An 18716-nucleotide genomic window follows, 5' to 3' on the forward strand; every position below is an offset into this window, starting at 1 on the left:
TCAAACCCATGATATTAAATCAAATACTAAAGAATAAAAAATGGTATGGCATCAACACCTTAGGCATAGGACTGGCCTTTGCTGTTACGCTTATCATATTTACCTTTGCACAAAAGGAACTCTCCTACGATAACTTCCATTCAAATGCGGACGATATTTACCGTATCACTATTCAAAATCCACAATCTATAGGACTACCCCCAATTTCAGGCATAGATGGTAAACTCGTTCTTTCTCTTTATGACAATTTTCCAGAAATCAAGGAAATCGTTCGAATTATTCATCCTGATAATACCATTATAACAGCTAACAAAAACAAATTTTCAAGTGACGGTCTTATTTTCACTAACAAGCAATTCTTCAAAGTTTTCGATTTTAAGTTACTTCAAGGAAATAGAAAAGTCTTATTTGATCAACCCAATCAGGTCGTCATTAGTAAAAAAACAGCTTTGGCTTACTTTGGCACAGAAGATGCCATTGGTAAAGAGATTAAGATTGAAGTTCAATATTTGTATTCCAAATCGGGGAGCTATACCGTTGTTGGTGTTATGGAAAACTTTCCAGACAATTCCCATTTTAAAGCTGATTTACTATTTTCGATAAAAGATAATGAAGATATCAGTAATTTTGAGACATACACTTACCTGTTATTACAAAAAGGAAGTAACTTGGCTTCTCTTAAAAAGTTAATTAATGCACAATGGGGGAAAAACACGAAAGAAGGAGAACCTGAGCCCATTTCTCAACTAATGCCTTTAAGGGATATCCATTTATACAGTCATAATACTGATGAACTCAGTATGAATGGTAGCATAACATCTGTAATTATTCTAATTATTGGTGGCTTTATTGTTTTTCTGATCGCTTTTATCAACTACACCAATTTGAATTACGTGCAGTTTGTAACTGATCTTAAGAATTATAAAATCCGTATGATTAATGGCGCATCTCATTCTGATCTGGCTAGAATCATTTTCACACGATCACTCATTCCCATCAGTTTTGCTATTCTATTGGGTGGGCTTTTAGCTTATAAATTTGATTCCATTAGCGGTTCAGCTTTTAATCTTAGCTTCTCAGGTTTCAATATGCTTTGGATCACATTCGTTTTTTACCTGATCTTTGCCTTATCTTCACTTCTACCTTTAGTTACAACGAAAGTTTCAAAAAACTTAGCTCGCTCACCTTATCAAGGATCAAAGAAATTTGTAGCCTCATTGCTTTTCCAGTTTACACTTTCCATTGCTGCTATTATACTAACTATTGTCTTGCACAAACAAATCGATTTAGTCAATGATTTACATCCTGGCAATGAAAAATCATCTATCATTATTATGCAAGAGGTTCCTTATCCAATGATTCAGAAATATGAAGTCTTAAAGGAATCCTGTTTAAAACATCCTGAAATTCGAAACATCAGTGCAGCCTTCTATAAACCCGGACTTAATATGCCTTTTTCATCTCCTGTAGAGATGGAAGGCGTTGATAAATCAGTCGAAAAAAAACTTAATCTGTTTTCTATTGAATCAGATTTCTTCAAAATATTTGATATCAAACCTTTGGCCGGAACACTTGAAATGGGAATCACCTCATCCATTGAATGGGAAAGACTTGCAATGGGAATAAATGATATGAATCCTAATCACGAAGCGACTCGAAAGGTTTTTGATAAATACACTAAAGAACACCCTGGGTTTCAAGAAAAATATATTTTAAATCAATCAGCGTTAAAAGTATTGGGCATTCAGAAACCTGAAGATGCAATTGGCAAATCATTCAAATATAATTTTGAAGCTCCTGAAGTGTTTAAAAAAGGAAAAGTCATTGCCGTTATAGGTGACTTACACTACGGAGACATGTTCTCTAAGGAAAAGCCAATGGTAATGGCAGCCAAGAAGATGTTCAATAGTACTTTTATTGCTAAGATTGATCCCAATAGGAAAGCTGAAGCTCTTAAAATATTAAAGAAGGAATGGGACGTTTTATCGCCAGATAATCCTTTTAAATATGAGTTTGTTGACGATTTATATGAACGGATTTACATGAATCAATACAAGGAGATGCGAACCTTAACACTATTTTCAATCATAGCTATTATCCTTTCCATATTGGGTATGTTTGCTCTGTCATCATTTAGCATTCAGCACAAAACCAAGGAAATTGGTATTCGAAAAGCTAACGGTTCTACATCATTTCAAATTCTGATACTGTTGATCAAAGAATATACACAATGGGTGCTTGTAGCCTTTCTTATTGCTTGCCCTATAGCCTATTATATTGCAAAAGATTGGCTAAGCAACTTTGCCTACCGTATTGAACTCAGCTGGTGGATATTTGCACTATCTGGTCTTATTGCACTCATAATTGCCATACTAACCGTAAGCTGGCAAACATGGAAAGCCGCCACTCAAAATCCTGTTGAAGCACTCCAATACGAATAAAAATAAATTGACTCTAATTATGAAGAGAACTTTCCTATTAATGGAAAGTCCTCTTTTTTATGAAACAACAGTTTATATCCTGTTACCATTGTAGAGATGAAGTAAATTCCAAAATTGCCCACAGTACTAAGATCACTAATTATAAGATCTTCTTATCCGCAGTTTAATGTGATTATAACAATAGTTTAGACATATAAAAAGGAGATTGTTTCGAAAACAATCTCCTTTTATTCTTATTAATTGATAAGCCTATAGTTGATAGGAGCTGATCAAATGATTCTTTTCATTCAAGACAATAACATTATCTACCTCATCAATTAAATAACTTGGTGTTTTATCTAATAACTCTATCTTGTAATCAACATTACCAGATTTCTTGTCAACTTTATAAATAAAATGCTTTTTACCAATTTCCTCTTTTACTGCATTTACAATGAACTGAGCATCTTTGGTTTTTTTAGAATTATAATAGCGTTCGCGAGTCACTCTAAAAATCTCGCGCATTTCTCCTTTTGCACTATTACCAACTGACATTCCTGCAATTTCATCCACCTGAACATCAGCATCTCCAGTATCGTCATTAGTCAATGGACTACCTGTTGTAAAAGTTTTCAATTTATTGATATTATCCAATGCTCCATCGATATCAAAATCGATACCAGCAGCCAACAAACCAAATTTTGCTAAACTTTTCAATCCTTTGACTGATGAAGCTGGTTTATAATACTTCGTGTATTGTAAAGTTCCATCAAAATTTAAAAGAGAAATGTGTTGAGGAGTTGTCAATAGGTATCCTGAATTAGCGATATACTCAGCCTCTAAAGGTGTAGATTTTGATACTTTTTCTAATTTAATATCATCAGCAAACTGTTCAATATCGCCTGTTTCCAAATCAAACTTGTATCCTTTTTTATTTTCAAAAAGCACAACTTTATTTTCTTTAGGATTAAAGGTAACAGCAGGAATAGCCTTAAATTTAATTGTCTTTTTCCAAACCTTTTTCCCTTTTTCAAAATCTAAGATATTAGAATTTTCAGTTGAAATAAACATGACTCCCTTAGAAGTACTAGCTACGTAATAAATGTAACCTTTAAGACCCTGAGCCCATATTCTTTTCCCATTTTTGTCGAACATATAAATATAACCTGCTTTTTCATCTTTAACCACAGCGATATACCCTTTTTCATGTGGTATAACTTCACTAAGGTTTGCTATTTTAGCTCTTTTCGACCAAATAGCTCCATTTGTTTCAGGGTTAATAATATTGAAACCAATATTTTCTACTAAAATTAAATTACCATCCTGATCTTTAATCACATCTACCAACTCACCTTTCAACTTAAATTTACTTGGTGTAATATCTTCTCCCGTTTTGGGGTTCAGAATTATCAACATTTTGTGTTTACGTATTCCAACATACAAACAATCATTTAATGGTGAGTAGATTAAAGATTTCACCGCTTTCTTACCTTCGTATGACCAAATAATCTTTCCTGTTTTTAAATCAAGATTATAAATATTGTTTGTTATACCTAAAATAATACTTTCATCATTTGTGAAGAAAGGTCCTTTAGAAATTCTTTTATCATATTTAAAACCAAAAAGTTTGTATGCCTTTCCAAGCTCAGTAAGCCACTGTTTTTTCAAAGTTTTTAGATCAAAACTCATCAACGCAGTACCCTCACCTTTCGACAATTCGAATAGTATTAAATTCTTATCACTATAAATACTATAATTCAAAACACGTACACCATCTTTTTGGGTGTCATATAAAATATCTCCATTACTGGAATTAAGAATTACACCTTTTTCAGCAAAATCAATATAACAGATTGGTAAACCATCAATTAATTTTAAAGAACCTTTAACAGCTCCCCTCAATTCATTATTGTGCCACAAAGTCTCTCCTGTTTTGTTATTAAGAGCCATTAATCCATTGGTTCCAGACGCCAAGATGAATCCTTCATTTGTTTGTTCAATCCAATTAACTTGAGATAGAGCATCTTTAAGATCAACTTCCCACATTTTATTTTGTGAATAAACCGGGCTTGCCAATAAAATACCCACAAACATGACGACACAAAGTCGTTTCATAGATTTTAACATAGTAATTTAGGTTTAGGTAATTTCACTTATACTTTACAATTGATAAGTGTTTTAATATTGATATTTATGTAATTATTTTCTATTTAGATCTAATTATTACAAATACAGGGTCATCTCAATCAAATTTTCCAACAGTAAATTGAAGTATTAAGAGATACATATTTCACAAGAAATCCGAAAACAAGCTCTTGCTATTACATAGTACATGAACGCTACACGAAATACTGTTGACTTTTATTTGTAATTTTTGCTAAAAACAAATCTAACACTATTTCAAATTATAACCTATATGAATAATCATTACAATTATGATAACATAAAGACTCTCAAGACACTTCATAATCATATTTTAAAAAAATAAAAATGAGAACAAAATAGAAACTTCAATCAATTCCATCGCACAATAAATAAGTATACAGACAAATATAAAGCGTGAATATAAAACCTTATATTCACGCTTTGTTTTTACACAAGAACAATCAAATCATTAAGACTTAATTATTAGATAACAATTGGTGAAATAGGCTTTAAATGAAAAACAATAAATTCTTAATCGGTATGGGCTTTGCTTTATTGGCAACGGCATTTTGGTCGGGTAATTTTGTTGTCTCAAGAGGTCTTTCGGAAAGTATTCATCCTTTTAGCTTAGCATTCTATCGCTGGTTTATGGCAAGCCTTATATTTACGCCTTTTGCTATTAAATCTGTAAAAAAAGAATGGAGCATTATAAAAAAACGTTTCCCCTATCTCTTTATTACAGCTCTACTGGGTGTTAGTATATTTAATACGCTTATTTATTTTGCAGGACGATCTACAACGGCAGTCAACATGTCTTTAATCATGCTCACCTTTCCCATTTTTATACTCCTCATCTCTATCCTATTTTTCAAGGAACGATTAGGTTTAAAAAAGATTTTAGGTATCCTAGTCGTCTTATCTGGAGTAATTAGTATCGCAAGCCAAGGACATCCTTCAAACCTTTTGGATTTGACTTTAAATGAAGGAGATCCTCTAATGCTATTGGCTGCTTTTATGTTTGCTGTTCATAGCCATTTGATTAAGAACAAAGACAAACAAATGAGCATTATTACCCTTCAATATTCAACTTTTGCAATTGGAGCCATTTTACTTTTACCCTTTCACCTTTGGGTTTCTAACACCAGTCAAGAAGTCGTTTTCACTCTGCCCATAATTGGCTCAATTCTCTATATAGCCGTATGTGCTTCCCTAGTTTCGTTTCTATCGTGGAATAAAGCTATTGAAAAGATTGGAGCCGTCTCAGCAGGCATGATATACTACCTATTACCGTTGTTTAGTGGTTTAGTTGCTTTTATACTTTTGGGAGAAAAATTACACTTCTATCACCTTATAAGTGGATTACTCATTGTTTCGGGAATCTTGATTATCAATCGCAAATCGAAGAAACAAGTCATAAGCCAAAAGCTATAGATTTTGTTACCTGATAATGAACTTCTCTCGTGCTATTAAATAATCTGATAGGGACAAAACCTTACTAACTGGGAACATTAAAAAAGCCAAAACCTTCGAGGCTTTGGCTTTATATGAGGATTAGCAGTCTTGCTATATTTTCTAGGTTATCGAGAGTAATCAACTCTTAACATCCCATAAAATTTAAGTTTTACGACTTGTTGCTTTTATTTTTTTCAAATTCAGTTTGAACAACTTTTTCCAATTCTCCAAAATTATATTTTAAGGTATTCGAAATTATTGAAAGCGGCGTGCCATACATTTTCATATTTGAACGCATTCCTCTCGCTTTCATTCCACTTTTAGCTTTTCCAATATATTTTTCAGGATCTGCAATATCAATCAATAAAAATTTATTTGTCAGTACGCGTTTAACTCTGATTCCTAAAATATCAGACCACTCAATTAGCCCAACACTCAAACCATTCGAATTATCTATAATGCCATCACTATTAATTATTAATCCTGCTTTTTTATCAAATAGCTTTTTAATTCCAATTAGACCAGTCAGTCCAAAAAATAAGACACCAATTATACCAATACTCTTAATTACAATTGAATTTCTCATAAATTCTAACGGAAATTTTTGATAGAGTTCAGCATTAGAAAAAATCCAAACTCCTGCTACAACAAACATTAAAGAACCTATAATGCCTAGATAAAGTTTCTTTTTGCTAAATGGAATTTCAATTATGTCTTTCATTTTTTTTTAGTTTTATTTAAATTCATTTAAAAATCGACCTAAGTTTCCTTGATTACAGGGAGAAAACAACTCGTCAACATCCAATACAAATCAGCTTTTATTATGGGCTTTATTAATTCTCAAGAAACACCTCTCTCTTAACTCTTCTCATTGAGTCTTAAGCTTTATTCGAAATCTAAATCCTTCAAAAATCACTTACAATAAAGTTTTGTTGCTGTTCTTTATATCAAGCTAGCTTTCACTTTTGTTTTTTTTCCTATTCATTCCAACTGCTAATCCAAATGAAACAGCAATCACAAACGGAATATGTTTTTTAAATTCTAAATATGATAGAATCTCACTCATATTCAAATTATCTCCCATCAACAGTCTTTTTATCGGGACATATAAATCGATAAGTAAAAAACACACCATCATTATAAAAAGCATAATTACAAAACTCTTTACAAAATCTAAAAATTTACTATTTAGTTGCATATCTTTTAATGTAAATTTTGTAAAATATTCGCCTCTTAGCCTTATCCGCTATATATTATTTAATCTCTATTTTATTTCTGTCACAAAATTCTGCAAACTGTCCTCGTAAAAGTTGAAGATCATTGTATGATATCCAATTTAGATTAAAGTCAACCATCGATTCATTAGTCTTTATACTAATGCTAGATGGCTTTATGGCTATCCATTCGATTACACCTTTTTCCAGTTGCTCCTCTTTCTTAAATTGTCTTTTTATTGTTATAGAATCACTAGTCAAAGAAATATATTTTCGAGGACTCATAAAATCACGACCAACAAATACACGACTTATAAATAGAATACCTACAGCTGCATAAACGATGACACTAAAGAATATAATACTATCGAAAGAATCTAGCTTTATTGATTTCTGAACATACAATACGCTATTTATAATCAGAACTAACCCGAACACAAAACTGAAAATTTTTGCGCCTTTACTTAATTTACTTTTCTCTTTTGAGTCAATACTAAAATCAATGTTTTCCATTGTTTATGAATTCTAATTAAAATTACGTTTCCTTTCTTAACGAACTACCGAGGATTCTTCGCTAGTTGCTTTTTCTTCTAATTTCTCAGATTTAGAAATAGTTCTTAAATACAGCCCAATAGTAAATACAAGTCTATATATTAAACTCCACCAAATTTAGAAAAATAATGATGTAATTAATAATAAATTAAGTAAAACTATAATATATGAGTTAAATAGAAAGAATCAATTTGCGGAAAGGTTTTGTGGGTTTGGCTTTTAGTCATACCCTAATATTTACAGCTTACTAATAGTCATCCCGATAGAAAATGGGACATGACGAAAACTAAACCTGAGAGTCTCACTTATTTTTGTGATAACAAAGTATAGGAACTAGAATAACAACAAGCCCTATTTTAGCACAGTAAGTCTAAACATAATTAGTAGATCTTATAGAGTAATAATTACTATTTATAAAATTTATCATCCTTCCATGTCGAGGGATTATTATGAATGTAATCCCTGATTTTATGTAATGATTCGTCATTACGAATAATATGATCGTAGAATCGGGGTTGCCACACAAAATCGGCATGAATTTTTCGGGCGTTAATCGTACATATTCTTTTGTATTGATTTATAATTACCCCCAATGTTGCAGGTTTCCATTTTTTTGATGCCATGGTGGTCATATTGGTTATCGTGGTTGTGGTAGAGACGCCCAAATTGGGCGTCTCTACATCTATACATTTATTAGATTGCCCATCATCCGATTTATTGATTATAATTATCCCATGTACATGATTTGGCATAATCACAAATTCCTCCAATTCTACAAATAGAAAATGTACTGGTATTTCTAACCAATATTTGTTTGCTATATACCCTATTTCAGATAATTGCATTATCCCATTAGTAATTTCACCAAAATAATGTTCTCTATTCTGTGTGCAAATGGTGACAAAATAGGCGGCATTGCTACCATAATCCCAATTTTGTAGGCGAGTAGATTTTATTCTATATTTATTTTGGAATTTCTCTGACATTTTAAACTATTTAGTTCTAAACCATTACGTCTCTACCCTATTTTTCTGATCGAATCTCTTAAATTTAAGGATAAATTCCAGTACACAGTACTTATTATTAGAGAAGATATGAATCAATATATATTACCCCCAATGTTTCAGGTTTCCATCTTTTTGATGCCATAGTGGTCATATTGTTTGTCGTGGTTGTGGTAGAGACACCCAAATTGGGCGTCTCTACATCTATACCTTTATTAGATTGCCCATCATCCGATTTATTGATTATAATTATCCCATGTACATGATTGGGCATAATCACAAATTTATCCAATTCTACAAATAGAAAATGTTCTAATATTTCTAACCAATATTTGTTTTCATTTGGTTTGGAAAACCTTATTTATTCTTTCTACCTCGAATTATCGTCGTACAATTTAGCTTAGTTTACCAACCATCAACCACACATTGCATGGTGTAAGGTTCTTTCTCCATCAATGGAATTTCTACTAACTCATCACCTAAATAATTACCACTTGCCAAACCAGTAGCGTTTTTGAAACGATACGACCAACAGTATCTGAGGTTTGTATACACATCTGAATACGTCACTAAATTATCGATGAGTATAACGTTTTCAAAATCTGAAAAAGCCACAAAATAGCCTAAAAATTTGTTTCGACGTACATCAGCACCCGAGCTTTTATACATATACATACCGCAGCTATTCATTACATTATCGTGCACATAGGTAGCCCGATTATGTCCTTTGTCCCCACCGCTAGAATATTGAATATAACCCAAACGTCCGTTTACCGAACCATCAACCATAGTAATGGTGTTTCGGGCAATAATATTATGTGTCTTATGCCAACTAACAATAGGCCCATCAACATATTTGCTACCATCCCCTTGTTCCATCGTATTGTCTAGGATATATACATTTGTACCCGAAGCATTTACAATGTCGCCACCTGTATTATGATGAAAATAATTATTCTGAATCAATATGTCTTTATCTTCACGACCAGCTCCCTCAATATCAATTCCAAATTGTGGTGAAGTCCCGTTCATATGATGTATTTCGTTATTTATAATTTGAATACGAACACCACCAACAACCGAAATACCTTGTCGTCGGTTATTATAAATCCTATTATTCGTAAACGTAACATCATTAGATTCAAGTACTAAAGAACCATCACCAGTTAAATCACGAATCTCCATATTATCGATTAACACATTGTTGTTCTCCTTAATGCAGATACCATGCCCTTCGTCGTGCGCCGTACTTCCATCACTTTCTCGCGGTGTAAAAATATGTGTATCCCTATCGCCAATAATAACACCATCTCTCACTATTATGTTATCGCCATGCAAACTTAAAACACAGTAGTTCCATTTATTGTTCGTATCCATACCAATTATGGCACCTTCACTAAAAATGAATTCAGTGTTATCGTAAATATTAATTCCACCCTGGTAAATATCGTTTACATCTTCACCAACTAAATATTCACCCGCTGGTAGTATTACTTGAGAATAAGCTTCGTCGTGTGCCCAATCTATCGCTGCTTGTAAATTGGCAGTTGTTTTAATGGCATTACTGTAATCGGTAGGAATATCCCATTCTGTAAGATCAATAGTATAAGTAGAATTGTCAGCAATTAAAGGCAACTGAACCTCAAAATCCATTATGGGTAAGCCATCCTCATCCAGGTTTTCTATATCAACAACAGTGTAAGAAGAATCGTTATTCTCTTTTTTACACGATGTAAATAGTAATAGAAGTATGAGTATAATGCTAGCTGAGTTTTTCATAGTTATTTAAACAATCTTGTGTTTATATAAAACGTGATGTTCTACTATAAATTGTTTTCCTAAACGGATTAATCACTATTATAATGGTTTCTCCTTTTGTGATGAAAGTTTATTTAGAGCCTATTCACAAAATCAAAGTACAACAACTACAAGATTTCAAACTAGACTATTCCCCATAAAGAAGCAATTTTCTCATCGCTTAGGTCAACCCACCGTTCATGTTGGGCAGTTCCTGCCACACGAACGCTTAGTTGTTGGGTGCTGGTTTTTTATTTCGTTGCTATATAAATATCTACTTCCGAATTTTCTCCTTTTTGAGAATTTGTTCCATACACTTCAAAGTCGTAAGAGTATTTCCTGTTCAATTCTTTATCCCTATTCCAAATGTCACCCCAAGTATTTACAACTGCATTTGGCATTTTTCCTTTAGCTATAAATTTTTGAAAATTGTCAGGCTGAAATTCACGTCCAATCAATCCGTTTGGAATTTCGTCAAGCTTAGAAACAGCAACACCTATTATTGTCGTATAATCTCCGGTATAATCACTTTCGTAATCGGTATAAATTGAAACAATTTCGTTTGATATTTTATTCGGAATTTTGTCAACTAAATTCTCAGAGTAAAATCGCCCCCAAAGTTTTTCTAAATCTTTTTGCGATTTATTGTCTTTATTTGTCGTTCGCGTTGAAATTCCGATTATTTTAAATCCGTTTGTCATTTTTCTATTTTATCTGCTGTTATAATTCTAAATGTATTTGAGTTTACAGTAATTTTAATGTTTTTTTCAGAGTTTGAAATGTAAAAATTTTTACCAATTTTTTGGAAGTAATTTATTTGTGTTTCTCTAATTGCTTCAAAAATCATTTTTTCAATTTCTGTTTTTGAGAAATTGATTTTTTATTTATTCTACCATAAACCAATTCTGTATAGCAAATTTTATTTAGAATTTCAGTTTTGTCAATATTCATTTTTTATTGATTCAGTTTGCGACTTTGGGTTACTTGCTGCTAACGGTGAACTGGATAGGCAATTGGGCATAGAAACGGATAATCTTTCTAAACACCAAAGTTATCAATTCACAAAATCAAAGTATAACAACTACAAACTTGCAAACTAAATTATTCCCCATTAAGTAGCAATTCTGTCATCGCTTAGGTCAACCCACCGTTCATGTTGGGCAGTTTCTGCCACACGAACGCTTAGTTGTTAAACACCGTTTATTAAAGAATCCTTTCAAGTGAATTCTTAATATTTCCCACTGATTCTCTTATAGATGTAGTTTCTAAAAGAACTGTTGCAATGTCAACCTTATACTCTGCGAAAACATGCTTAGAAATAAAATCATTTTGAGAAGTACAAACCGCTGTTGCCTTTTGAATATTTGCGCTTATTTTATCTTGTCTAAATGAAAAGATAACTGAAGTGACTATTATAAAGATAAACACACCTACTGTCGAAAATGAAAATATTTCTATAATTCTTGCAAGTACACTTACAGGAACTATACTTTCAATATTGCCAAAGGTCACTGTCTTCATGGTATAATAAAAAAAGTCAAAAAGAGATGGCTCTAACGTTGTCTTAAAACTTTCTGGTGTTACTATATAGAGTTCTAAATTAATAAATGTGTAATATGTAAAGGTCAATAATACAAATCCTATTAACTGATAAACCCATGCAATTACGAAAGCTCGTTTCCCTTTGAAACTATTCAAGTTTGTGCCTAAGATTTCAACTATCGAATTTGCGATTATTAGTCGTTTAATTCGTTTAAAATTCCTCTCATCTTCTGGCAAATTTTCATCTGTTTTATTATGCTCAAAGCTTTTTATGATTTTAGTAGAATGCTCTGGTGATTTAATTAGATCATCAAGAGTTTTGTCAATATTAGCTCCAAATAATTGAGCTGGCTGAAATGACTGTCCAACATACTTTAAGACGATCTTGAAATAAAAGAATGAAAAATAAACTATACTGATGATTCGTATTGAGTCCGAATCGGTTATTACTAATAAAAGAATTATAGATGTTAGCAAGACAATATGAACTATAGATGATTTGTATCTTTTAATCCTTGTGTAAATAAAATTTGCATAGCCTGATAGAAGATATATTTTCCCTTTATTTAAAATAGTTTTTGGTACGAACCAAAATATTAACAACAATGGATAAAAAACTAAACTAAAATTGTAGTACCATCTTGTTCTAAGCATGACAAACAAAACAATTGCAATAAATACAAATGGCACGACATTATTTATCCAAAGTAAATTTTCAGGAAGCATTTTAAGTAACGAACTATCAACTCGAAACACAAAAATTGAAATTCCAAGAAACCACAATAATGTATACAAGAGATGTTTTCTAAAAAATTTCCAATAAATATCTTTATCAAAATCTAGATTTAAAAATGTTGTCATCTATAAGTTAATTTTATTTTAGAATTTGCGTAAACTGAAATGGTGCCTAACGGTCAAGTATAAGAAACGTAAGTGATTTCGAAGCACGTTCCTTTCAAGTTGCACTGAGCCAAATTTGCGATTAGACACAAATTTAGAGTTTTAAAACAAACCGTCAAATCGCAGATTTGGCGGAGCTGATTAAATGCTCCAAACTTCCGTAAACCACTGAGCCACTTATGTTTTTTATACATTGTTGGGTATTCGTGCTTTTTTTAAAGGTCATGCTTACTATGTTTTGCATAAGCGAAATACCTTTCTCCATTTTCCGCTATTCCTTCTTCTGTTCTTTTCATACCGCACTTCTCAGATAGCTTCACTGAGGCAATATTCTTGGCATACATTCTGGCAATCAAGGTCTCCGTTTTCAGTTCTTCAAATCCATATTTCAAAAGTCCACTGCAGATTTCCTTACCGTAACCTTTTCCCCAAGAAACAAAATCAAGAATATACCCCAACTCTAATTTTTTGAATTCTTGGAAAGAATTAAACAGTCCGGCTTCTCCTATTACTTTTCCTGTAGATTTTAATTCTACAATGAAAATCCCAATTCCGAATTTACAGTCTTTATTTACAGCTTCTACTTTTCTACAAAGTTCTTCCATTGTCCAGTCATGTTTTCCTTTTGAAACAAACCGCATATTTAACTCATTATTGTAAATCCATAACAAGTCCCCCAAATCTTCTTGTTCAAGATGGCGTACTAATAAATTCTTTGTCTCAAATATAGTCATGGTGACGATTTTGCGTGCATGATACCCAACTCTTGGGAATGTGTATGTACACTTATATTTCTTTTATCAAGTCTAAAACTTACACTTACACAGCTCATTGAGGTGTATAAGTGTACATTAGTAACTAATGTCTTATAAAACAAGACTAATGTATGCCGAAGTTAACAAAAAAAGAGAATGTAACTTGACTTACATTCTCTTTTCTGATAGGAATACTGATAAACAAATTCCTAGACTTATATCGTTTTTCTGAACGAGAGGTTTCTTCTATTGTGAAACCCTTAATAAGTTGCTTTAAACTATTTCGGTATCTGGTTCGTCAGTTTTATAACGGCGTTTCACCAATTCGTTATTTTTATCGACCAACTCGGCAATTATTCTGGCCGTAGCCTCGTAAGTTGTAGGGTTTACTTTTGCCATGGTGTTCATATACCCCACAAGGTTGGTGTTAATCTCAGCAATGGCATTTTTCTTCAACTGGCTAGCCGATAGCAAATCATTCTTCACACTCTCGCCCTCTGCTTGTTGCAAGGCTACATTTTCGAAATCTTGTTGGCTGGCAGCCAAAGCCGAAATGGTTTCGGCTACGCCTTGTATTTTGGCAATAGCTGTCACAACATCGGGTTTAGCTAAGTCGTTAAGTAAGGATTCAACATCAGCCGACTCTTCGGCATAATCGGCGTTTTGTATGCCCATGCCATATTGCTCTAGCACAGCTTCTACAACTAAGGCAGCTTCTTTCATTTCTGCAATAGGAATATAAACATAGCCCTCTACCAACTGAAACAAGGCTCTAATTGCCATATCGCGCGTAAAGTCTTTCTCTGCCATTTGGGAATAAACTTTCAAACGTCTTAATGCCTCAATCAGAGAGGTATTGGTTTCACTTATCTTAGCAATTATAGGCGTTAAATAAAGGTCTGCACTCCAATCGTTGGTTGCAAATGCTTTTAGAATAAGAGTTAATAATGCACTGGTGTCGCCATTGCGACTACTTGTTGATACTTTCTTAATTAATGCCATTGGTTCTAAATTTTAATTAACATTTACTGATTATAAAAAATATTGTTTTCTGCTTTTCCTGTTTAGGAATTGGTCAAAAAATCAATTTTTCAAGCTTTTCCTGTTTAGGAATGGATCAAAAAACCTTTTTTCAAGCTTTTCCTGTTTAGGAATGGAACAAAAAACCTTTTTTCAAGCTTTTCCTGTTTAGGAATGGAACAAAAAACCAATTTTTCAAGCTTTTCCTGTTTAGGAATGGATCAAAAAACCTTTTTTCAAGCTTTTCCTGTTTAGGAATAGATCAGAAAACCAATTTTTCAAGCTTTTCCCATTTAGGAATTAATCAAATAGACATTATATTAGCCTTACACCACATAATCGCCCATCAAAAAAACTAACACCAATAGTCTATAATCTATTTAAAACAAACCATTTATCTTTACTTACTGAAAGACGACAATCAAATTTAATGATTTTTTCAATGACCAAAAAAAATATTTGGAATTCAACACAGTATCTTGCGGCAGATTGGAAGTTTTTGGACTTGGCTTTTAGTCATACCCTGACATTTACAGCTTACTAATAGTCAGAGCATGACAATTAATAAGAGAAATAGCCATTTCCCTCGGCATTTTACTTCCTTCGACTATATTTCAGCAAACTCAATGATTAAAATGGAGTACCACTCCGACGAGCAAGCTCATCAAGTCTTTCTCCTCCTTATTTTCAAGGAGGAGTGCCCGAAGAATGAGGGTGAGGTGATTTTACATTATTCTCTTTTTATCAAAATATTAAAGAAACCTATAATTTAAAAACCACCCCGACGAGCAAGCTCGCCACCCCTCCTTAAAATAAGGAGGGGAAAGGAAAAATAAAAAAAAGAATTACGTTTATGTAAAAAAGCCAAAGCTTTTAGGCCTTGGCTTTGTATTTAAAAGCCCCTTTAGGGGTTTGGGGTCAAATTTTGTGAGTTTAATTATCAATTTATTTATTTCCTATTATAGCTTCAACAATTTTAATAGAGCTAGAAATACATTTTGAACAAACCTTCTTCTTAAGGTCCATATCTACAAACTGTTTATTGCCCTGCTCTGTACTAAAATCGCAATTAAGAAGACTTTTACAATCCAAAGAGCCATGTAATGTCTTAAAATCATGAGTAAACTGCTTAATCATCTTATTCGTTTCACTACGAGCTACCATATTATCAGCATGTTTAGCACCATTGTAAATTCCCATAGCCATAAAAGATCCAGTTACTACCCCACAGGTTTTTTGCAATTTACCCATACCGCTGCCAAAACCGTTGGTTACATGCAAGGCTAATTTAGGATCAAAGTCCAAATAATCTGCATAGGCAGTCAATACCGATTGAGCACAATTCATTCCATTATAAAACGAATACAAAGCTTTCTCTTCTATCTCTTTCATGAGCTTGCAATTACCTGTTATTTACCTCTAATTTTGTTTTAATGCTTAAGATGTAAATGCGTTGTTTCATGAAACTGATCGCCCAACTGAGACAATAGTTCACGAACAATTCTTGGATTACCATCTACGCCTAGAGCCGCATAACCTTTATTTCCACGATGTCCCAATTGAAGATCTATAACATTGATATTCTGAGAAGCCATAGCCGATAGTAAAATCAGTAAAACGCCCGATACGTTATTATGAATTGTCACAAGCATTTGAGAACTAATTGCGATGGGCAAATCAACACCATCTACCTCCAATAAGTAGTTATCACCATCCTTAAGATCTGGCACTTCAAGATTATCACCAAAGCGAATCTCAAAAAAGTTATCGCCCGATGTTCCTTTTACAAATTCAACGGCATTGCGAATCTGCTCATCATTTCCCGTAAGAGTCAGAAAAGCAGTAGCTGTTCCATCGTCATTGGAATTAAGATAGGCTGTATCCACATTAATTTCCTCTGAGGCTAAGGTGTTGAATAGGATAGATAAAACACCTGCTTTATCCTTGTGATGAGAAAAAAGTCCCCTAGCACGTTCGAAAGGTTTCACAGGTTTTTGATGACTGATTGCAATGGATTTGGTTCCTTTCCTAATCCGAATAGCCTCATATTCTCCCAAGGAAGTTGAATTATGATGATCTTCCATTAAATCGTTAAAAGCACCTCCAAAAGAGAACTTGGGTATTCTTCGCTGTTTTGAGCTTTCAAATCTGCGATTCAACATTTCAATACCTAAATTCAATACTTTATATTGCTCGGCTTTCTTCTCGCCAAAGCTCAACGAATGCTTCTCTGGAATACACTTCGCAAAACTCACATAGTACTTATAACCATTATCTAGAGCGTAATCTATGCCCACCTGATAATCCTTACCCAAATCGTTTAACGAATGGGCATCGGTACCTATAGCAACGGGGATATTTAATTCTTTTGCTCTGGAAAGTATCGCTTTATCAGGATAAATGCCACATTTTTTACGTTTCCCTGCAAGATTAATATCCAAGGCTAAATTGTATTCACTAATCATTTCTAATAAGACTCGCATTCGTCTTGCCAAAAAATGCTTAGAGGTATCCAATTCCAGTAAAGGTTTAGGTATGGGAACATACAACTTTGGTAAATCAAGATGTCCAATCACCTGAATCATATCCCAAGAACTATCAATCATTTCAATAAGTTCTTCGATATATCCACCCCAATACTGCTCTACACCACCACGCAATTTGACTAAGCGTTGTGCTTCCTCTAGCGAACCATCGTAGGCTATTCCTTCACGTGAAAAGTGAACAGATCCAATCACAAAATCGGCTTTCTGAGCCTGAAAAATTTTAGATCGATTCCACTGCAAACCCAAATCAGGACCCAGCCACTCTAGCTCAATGCCGTATTTGATGTTAATTTGATGACCAAATTTCTTTTTAAGATTAGCAATTTTATTGGGGTAATCTAAATAAGCATTATGCCCGCGAATAAATTTAATATCAGTCCGTCTTTCTGCATCGTAACGAAAACGAGTCATTCGTGGCGTATGAATAATAAATGTAATATTAGGATAGCCTCTATTAATTGCTTCTTGCGTAATTATTTCAATATCGTCAATTCCATGTTTCACATGATCATTTCCTGTTCCCACATGTATACCATGCGTTTCCCATAAAAATGCATCTGAAAAATCAGTTTTATTTTCTTCTATCATCCTTGCTAATTTATCTTTCAAACGAACCTACAAATTTAAGATTGCATGTTAAAGGTAATATTTTTGTTTCTCTACACAGACCTTCAAGCAGACCTTTTCATCAGATAATCAGACACAATTGAGATTTTTTATAACGAAAACGTTTGTGATAATTACAAATCACAAAGTAGAAAAACAACAGTCACCATTATTACAAATAAAAAAAAGGACTCAAAAGCCCCCTTCTCATTCAAATTGATCAATTCTATTTCTTGAATTTACTTTCGTAGAGATCTATCCAATCCTGAACACTTACTTTAGTAACCAGCTCGCCCAAAAGATCAAGGGGAATTTGATCTATCTTCTTAAAACGAATACAAGATTTCCCCATATCTAACTTCAATTTACAATGCTTGGGATATTCAGAAATAAACCAATCTTTAAGGTCCTCATTCGCATAGAGTCCCATATGGTAAAAAGCTACAAAGTTTTTTTTGGAAGCAATATTCATAAAGGGTAAAGGCAATTTTGTATCGCAATGGTAACCGCTAGGATAAAGCGAATGTGGAACGACATAACCAATCATGCCATAACTCATTCGTTCTTCAAAACCCTTGGGTAGATTATCGAGTACAACCTTTCTTAATTTGCTAATGGCTTCTTGACGATCTTCAGGAATAGCTTTTATATAGTCTTCCAAATTGTCTGCTTTTATATGCATGTGGGTCAGTTGTAATTTGTAAAACACGCTTCTATTTTTATCATCTCTTCAGTTGAGAATTAAAAGCAAAATCGATTCCCC

Annotated in this window: 16 protein-coding genes; 2 read left to right on the forward strand and 14 right to left on the reverse strand. The window is 33.1% G+C overall.

Translation table 11 applies throughout. The features are described 5' to 3' along the window. Positions 1–8: 8 nt before the first annotated feature. Positions 9–2441, forward strand: a complete 2433-nt coding sequence (locus EMN46_RS15565; RefSeq protein ID WP_154201745.1) for an ABC transporter permease — start codon at positions 9–11, stop codon at positions 2439–2441. A gap of 249 nt (positions 2442–2690) precedes the next feature. On the opposite strand, the gene EMN46_RS15570 is transcribed toward EMN46_RS15565, so the two are convergent. Beyond that, a complete protein-coding gene (locus EMN46_RS15570; RefSeq protein ID WP_154201746.1) occupies positions 2691–4547 on the reverse strand; it encodes a PQQ-binding-like beta-propeller repeat protein in 1857 nt (618 codons plus the stop codon). Positions 4548–5078: 531 nt separating this feature from the next. On the opposite strand from EMN46_RS15570, the gene EMN46_RS15575 reads away from it, so the two are divergent. Beyond that, positions 5079–5996, forward strand: coding sequence for a DMT family transporter (locus EMN46_RS15575; RefSeq protein WP_154201747.1), 918 nt, complete (start codon positions 5079–5081; stop codon positions 5994–5996). Between the two features lie 190 nt (positions 5997–6186). Here EMN46_RS15575 and EMN46_RS15580 read toward each other — a convergent pair whose 3' ends face one another. The 13 genes from EMN46_RS15580 to EMN46_RS15635 form a co-directional block, all read right to left on the reverse strand. After that, on the reverse strand, positions 6187–6738 hold the full coding sequence (locus EMN46_RS15580) for an STM3941 family protein (RefSeq protein WP_154201748.1): 552 nt from the start codon (positions 6736–6738) through the stop codon (positions 6187–6189). Positions 6739–6969: 231 nt separating this feature from the next. Further along, entirely contained in the window at positions 6970–7101 is a 132-nt protein-coding gene (locus EMN46_RS20265; RefSeq protein ID WP_255447792.1) for a hypothetical protein, read from the reverse strand. A gap of 169 nt (positions 7102–7270) precedes the next feature. Continuing rightward, entirely contained in the window at positions 7271–7744 is a 474-nt protein-coding gene (locus EMN46_RS15585) for a hypothetical protein (RefSeq protein ID WP_154201749.1), read from the reverse strand. 446 nt (positions 7745–8190) lie between these two features. Next, positions 8191–8769, reverse strand: a complete 579-nt coding sequence (locus EMN46_RS15590; RefSeq protein ID WP_154201750.1) for a transposase — start codon at positions 8767–8769, stop codon at positions 8191–8193. A gap of 423 nt (positions 8770–9192) precedes the next feature. Continuing rightward, entirely contained in the window at positions 9193–10566 is a 1374-nt protein-coding gene (locus tag EMN46_RS15595; RefSeq protein WP_154201751.1) for a right-handed parallel beta-helix repeat-containing protein, read from the reverse strand. Between the two features lie 269 nt (positions 10567–10835). Then, positions 10836–11285: a GyrI-like domain-containing protein gene (locus EMN46_RS15600; RefSeq protein ID WP_154201752.1), complete on the reverse strand. Its 450-nt coding sequence runs from the start codon at positions 11283–11285 to the stop codon at positions 10836–10838. Then, positions 11282–11461 carry a DUF3781 domain-containing protein gene (locus EMN46_RS20495; RefSeq protein WP_368667562.1) on the reverse strand — a complete coding sequence of 60 codons (180 nt, stop codon included), beginning with the start codon at positions 11459–11461 and terminating at the stop codon, positions 11282–11284. Before EMN46_RS20495 ends, EMN46_RS15600 begins: the two co-directional genes overlap by 4 nt. A gap of 326 nt (positions 11462–11787) precedes the next feature. Continuing rightward, a complete protein-coding gene (locus EMN46_RS15610) occupies positions 11788–12987 on the reverse strand; it encodes a hypothetical protein (protein WP_154201753.1) in 1200 nt (399 codons plus the stop codon). Between the two features lie 254 nt (positions 12988–13241). Then, entirely contained in the window at positions 13242–13760 is a 519-nt protein-coding gene (locus EMN46_RS15615) for a GNAT family N-acetyltransferase (protein ID WP_154201754.1), read from the reverse strand. A gap of 294 nt (positions 13761–14054) precedes the next feature. Beyond that, positions 14055–14783, reverse strand: a complete 729-nt coding sequence (locus EMN46_RS15620) for a DUF6261 family protein (RefSeq protein WP_154201755.1) — start codon at positions 14781–14783, stop codon at positions 14055–14057. A 963-nt stretch (positions 14784–15746) separates the two neighbouring features. Next, positions 15747–16193 (reverse strand): C-GCAxxG-C-C family protein, encoded by a 447-nt coding sequence (locus EMN46_RS15625; RefSeq protein ID WP_154201756.1) that lies wholly within the window; start codon positions 16191–16193, stop codon positions 15747–15749. A gap of 38 nt (positions 16194–16231) precedes the next feature. Beyond that, a complete protein-coding gene (locus EMN46_RS15630; RefSeq protein WP_154201757.1) occupies positions 16232–17935 on the reverse strand; it encodes a histidinol-phosphatase HisJ family protein in 1704 nt (567 codons plus the stop codon). 244 nt (positions 17936–18179) lie between these two features. Further along, positions 18180–18635: a DUF1801 domain-containing protein gene (locus EMN46_RS15635; protein WP_154201758.1), complete on the reverse strand. Its 456-nt coding sequence runs from the start codon at positions 18633–18635 to the stop codon at positions 18180–18182. Positions 18636–18716: the final 81 nt, after the last annotated feature.

It is taken from the genome of Ancylomarina sp. 16SWW S1-10-2 (genome assembly GCF_009669305.1).
GTDB lineage: Bacteria > Bacteroidota > Bacteroidia > Bacteroidales > Marinifilaceae > Ancylomarina.

Coding starts and splice junctions, on each gene's coding strand:
- EMN46_RS15570 (WP_154201746.1), bottom strand. CDS start 4,547: ATGTTAAAATCTATGAAACGACTTTGTGTCGTCATGTTTGTGGGTATT.
- EMN46_RS15600 (WP_154201752.1), bottom strand. CDS start 11,285: ATGACAAACGGATTTAAAATAATCGGAATTTCAACGCGAACGACAAAT.
- EMN46_RS15630 (WP_154201757.1), bottom strand. CDS start 17,935: ATGATAGAAGAAAATAAAACTGATTTTTCAGATGCATTTTTATGGGAA.
- EMN46_RS15575 (WP_154201747.1), top strand. CDS start 5,079: ATGAAAAACAATAAATTCTTAATCGGTATGGGCTTTGCTTTATTGGCA.
- EMN46_RS15620 (WP_154201755.1), bottom strand. CDS start 14,783: ATGGCATTAATTAAGAAAGTATCAACAAGTAGTCGCAATGGCGACACC.
- EMN46_RS15585 (WP_154201749.1), bottom strand. CDS start 7,744: ATGGAAAACATTGATTTTAGTATTGACTCAAAAGAGAAAAGTAAATTA.
- EMN46_RS15565 (WP_154201745.1), top strand. CDS start 9: ATGATATTAAATCAAATACTAAAGAATAAAAAATGGTATGGCATCAAC.
- EMN46_RS15580 (WP_154201748.1), bottom strand. CDS start 6,738: ATGAAAGACATAATTGAAATTCCATTTAGCAAAAAGAAACTTTATCTA.
- EMN46_RS15625 (WP_154201756.1), bottom strand. CDS start 16,193: ATGAAAGAGATAGAAGAGAAAGCTTTGTATTCGTTTTATAATGGAATG.
- EMN46_RS15635 (WP_154201758.1), bottom strand. CDS start 18,635: ATGCATATAAAAGCAGACAATTTGGAAGACTATATAAAAGCTATTCCT.
- EMN46_RS15595 (WP_154201751.1), bottom strand. CDS start 10,566: ATGAAAAACTCAGCTAGCATTATACTCATACTTCTATTACTATTTACA.
- EMN46_RS15615 (WP_154201754.1), bottom strand. CDS start 13,760: ATGACTATATTTGAGACAAAGAATTTATTAGTACGCCATCTTGAACAA.
- EMN46_RS15590 (WP_154201750.1), bottom strand. CDS start 8,769: ATGTCAGAGAAATTCCAAAATAAATATAGAATAAAATCTACTCGCCTA.
- EMN46_RS15610 (WP_154201753.1), bottom strand. CDS start 12,987: ATGACAACATTTTTAAATCTAGATTTTGATAAAGATATTTATTGGAAA.
- EMN46_RS20265 (WP_255447792.1), bottom strand. CDS start 7,101: ATGGGAGATAATTTGAATATGAGTGAGATTCTATCATATTTAGAATTT.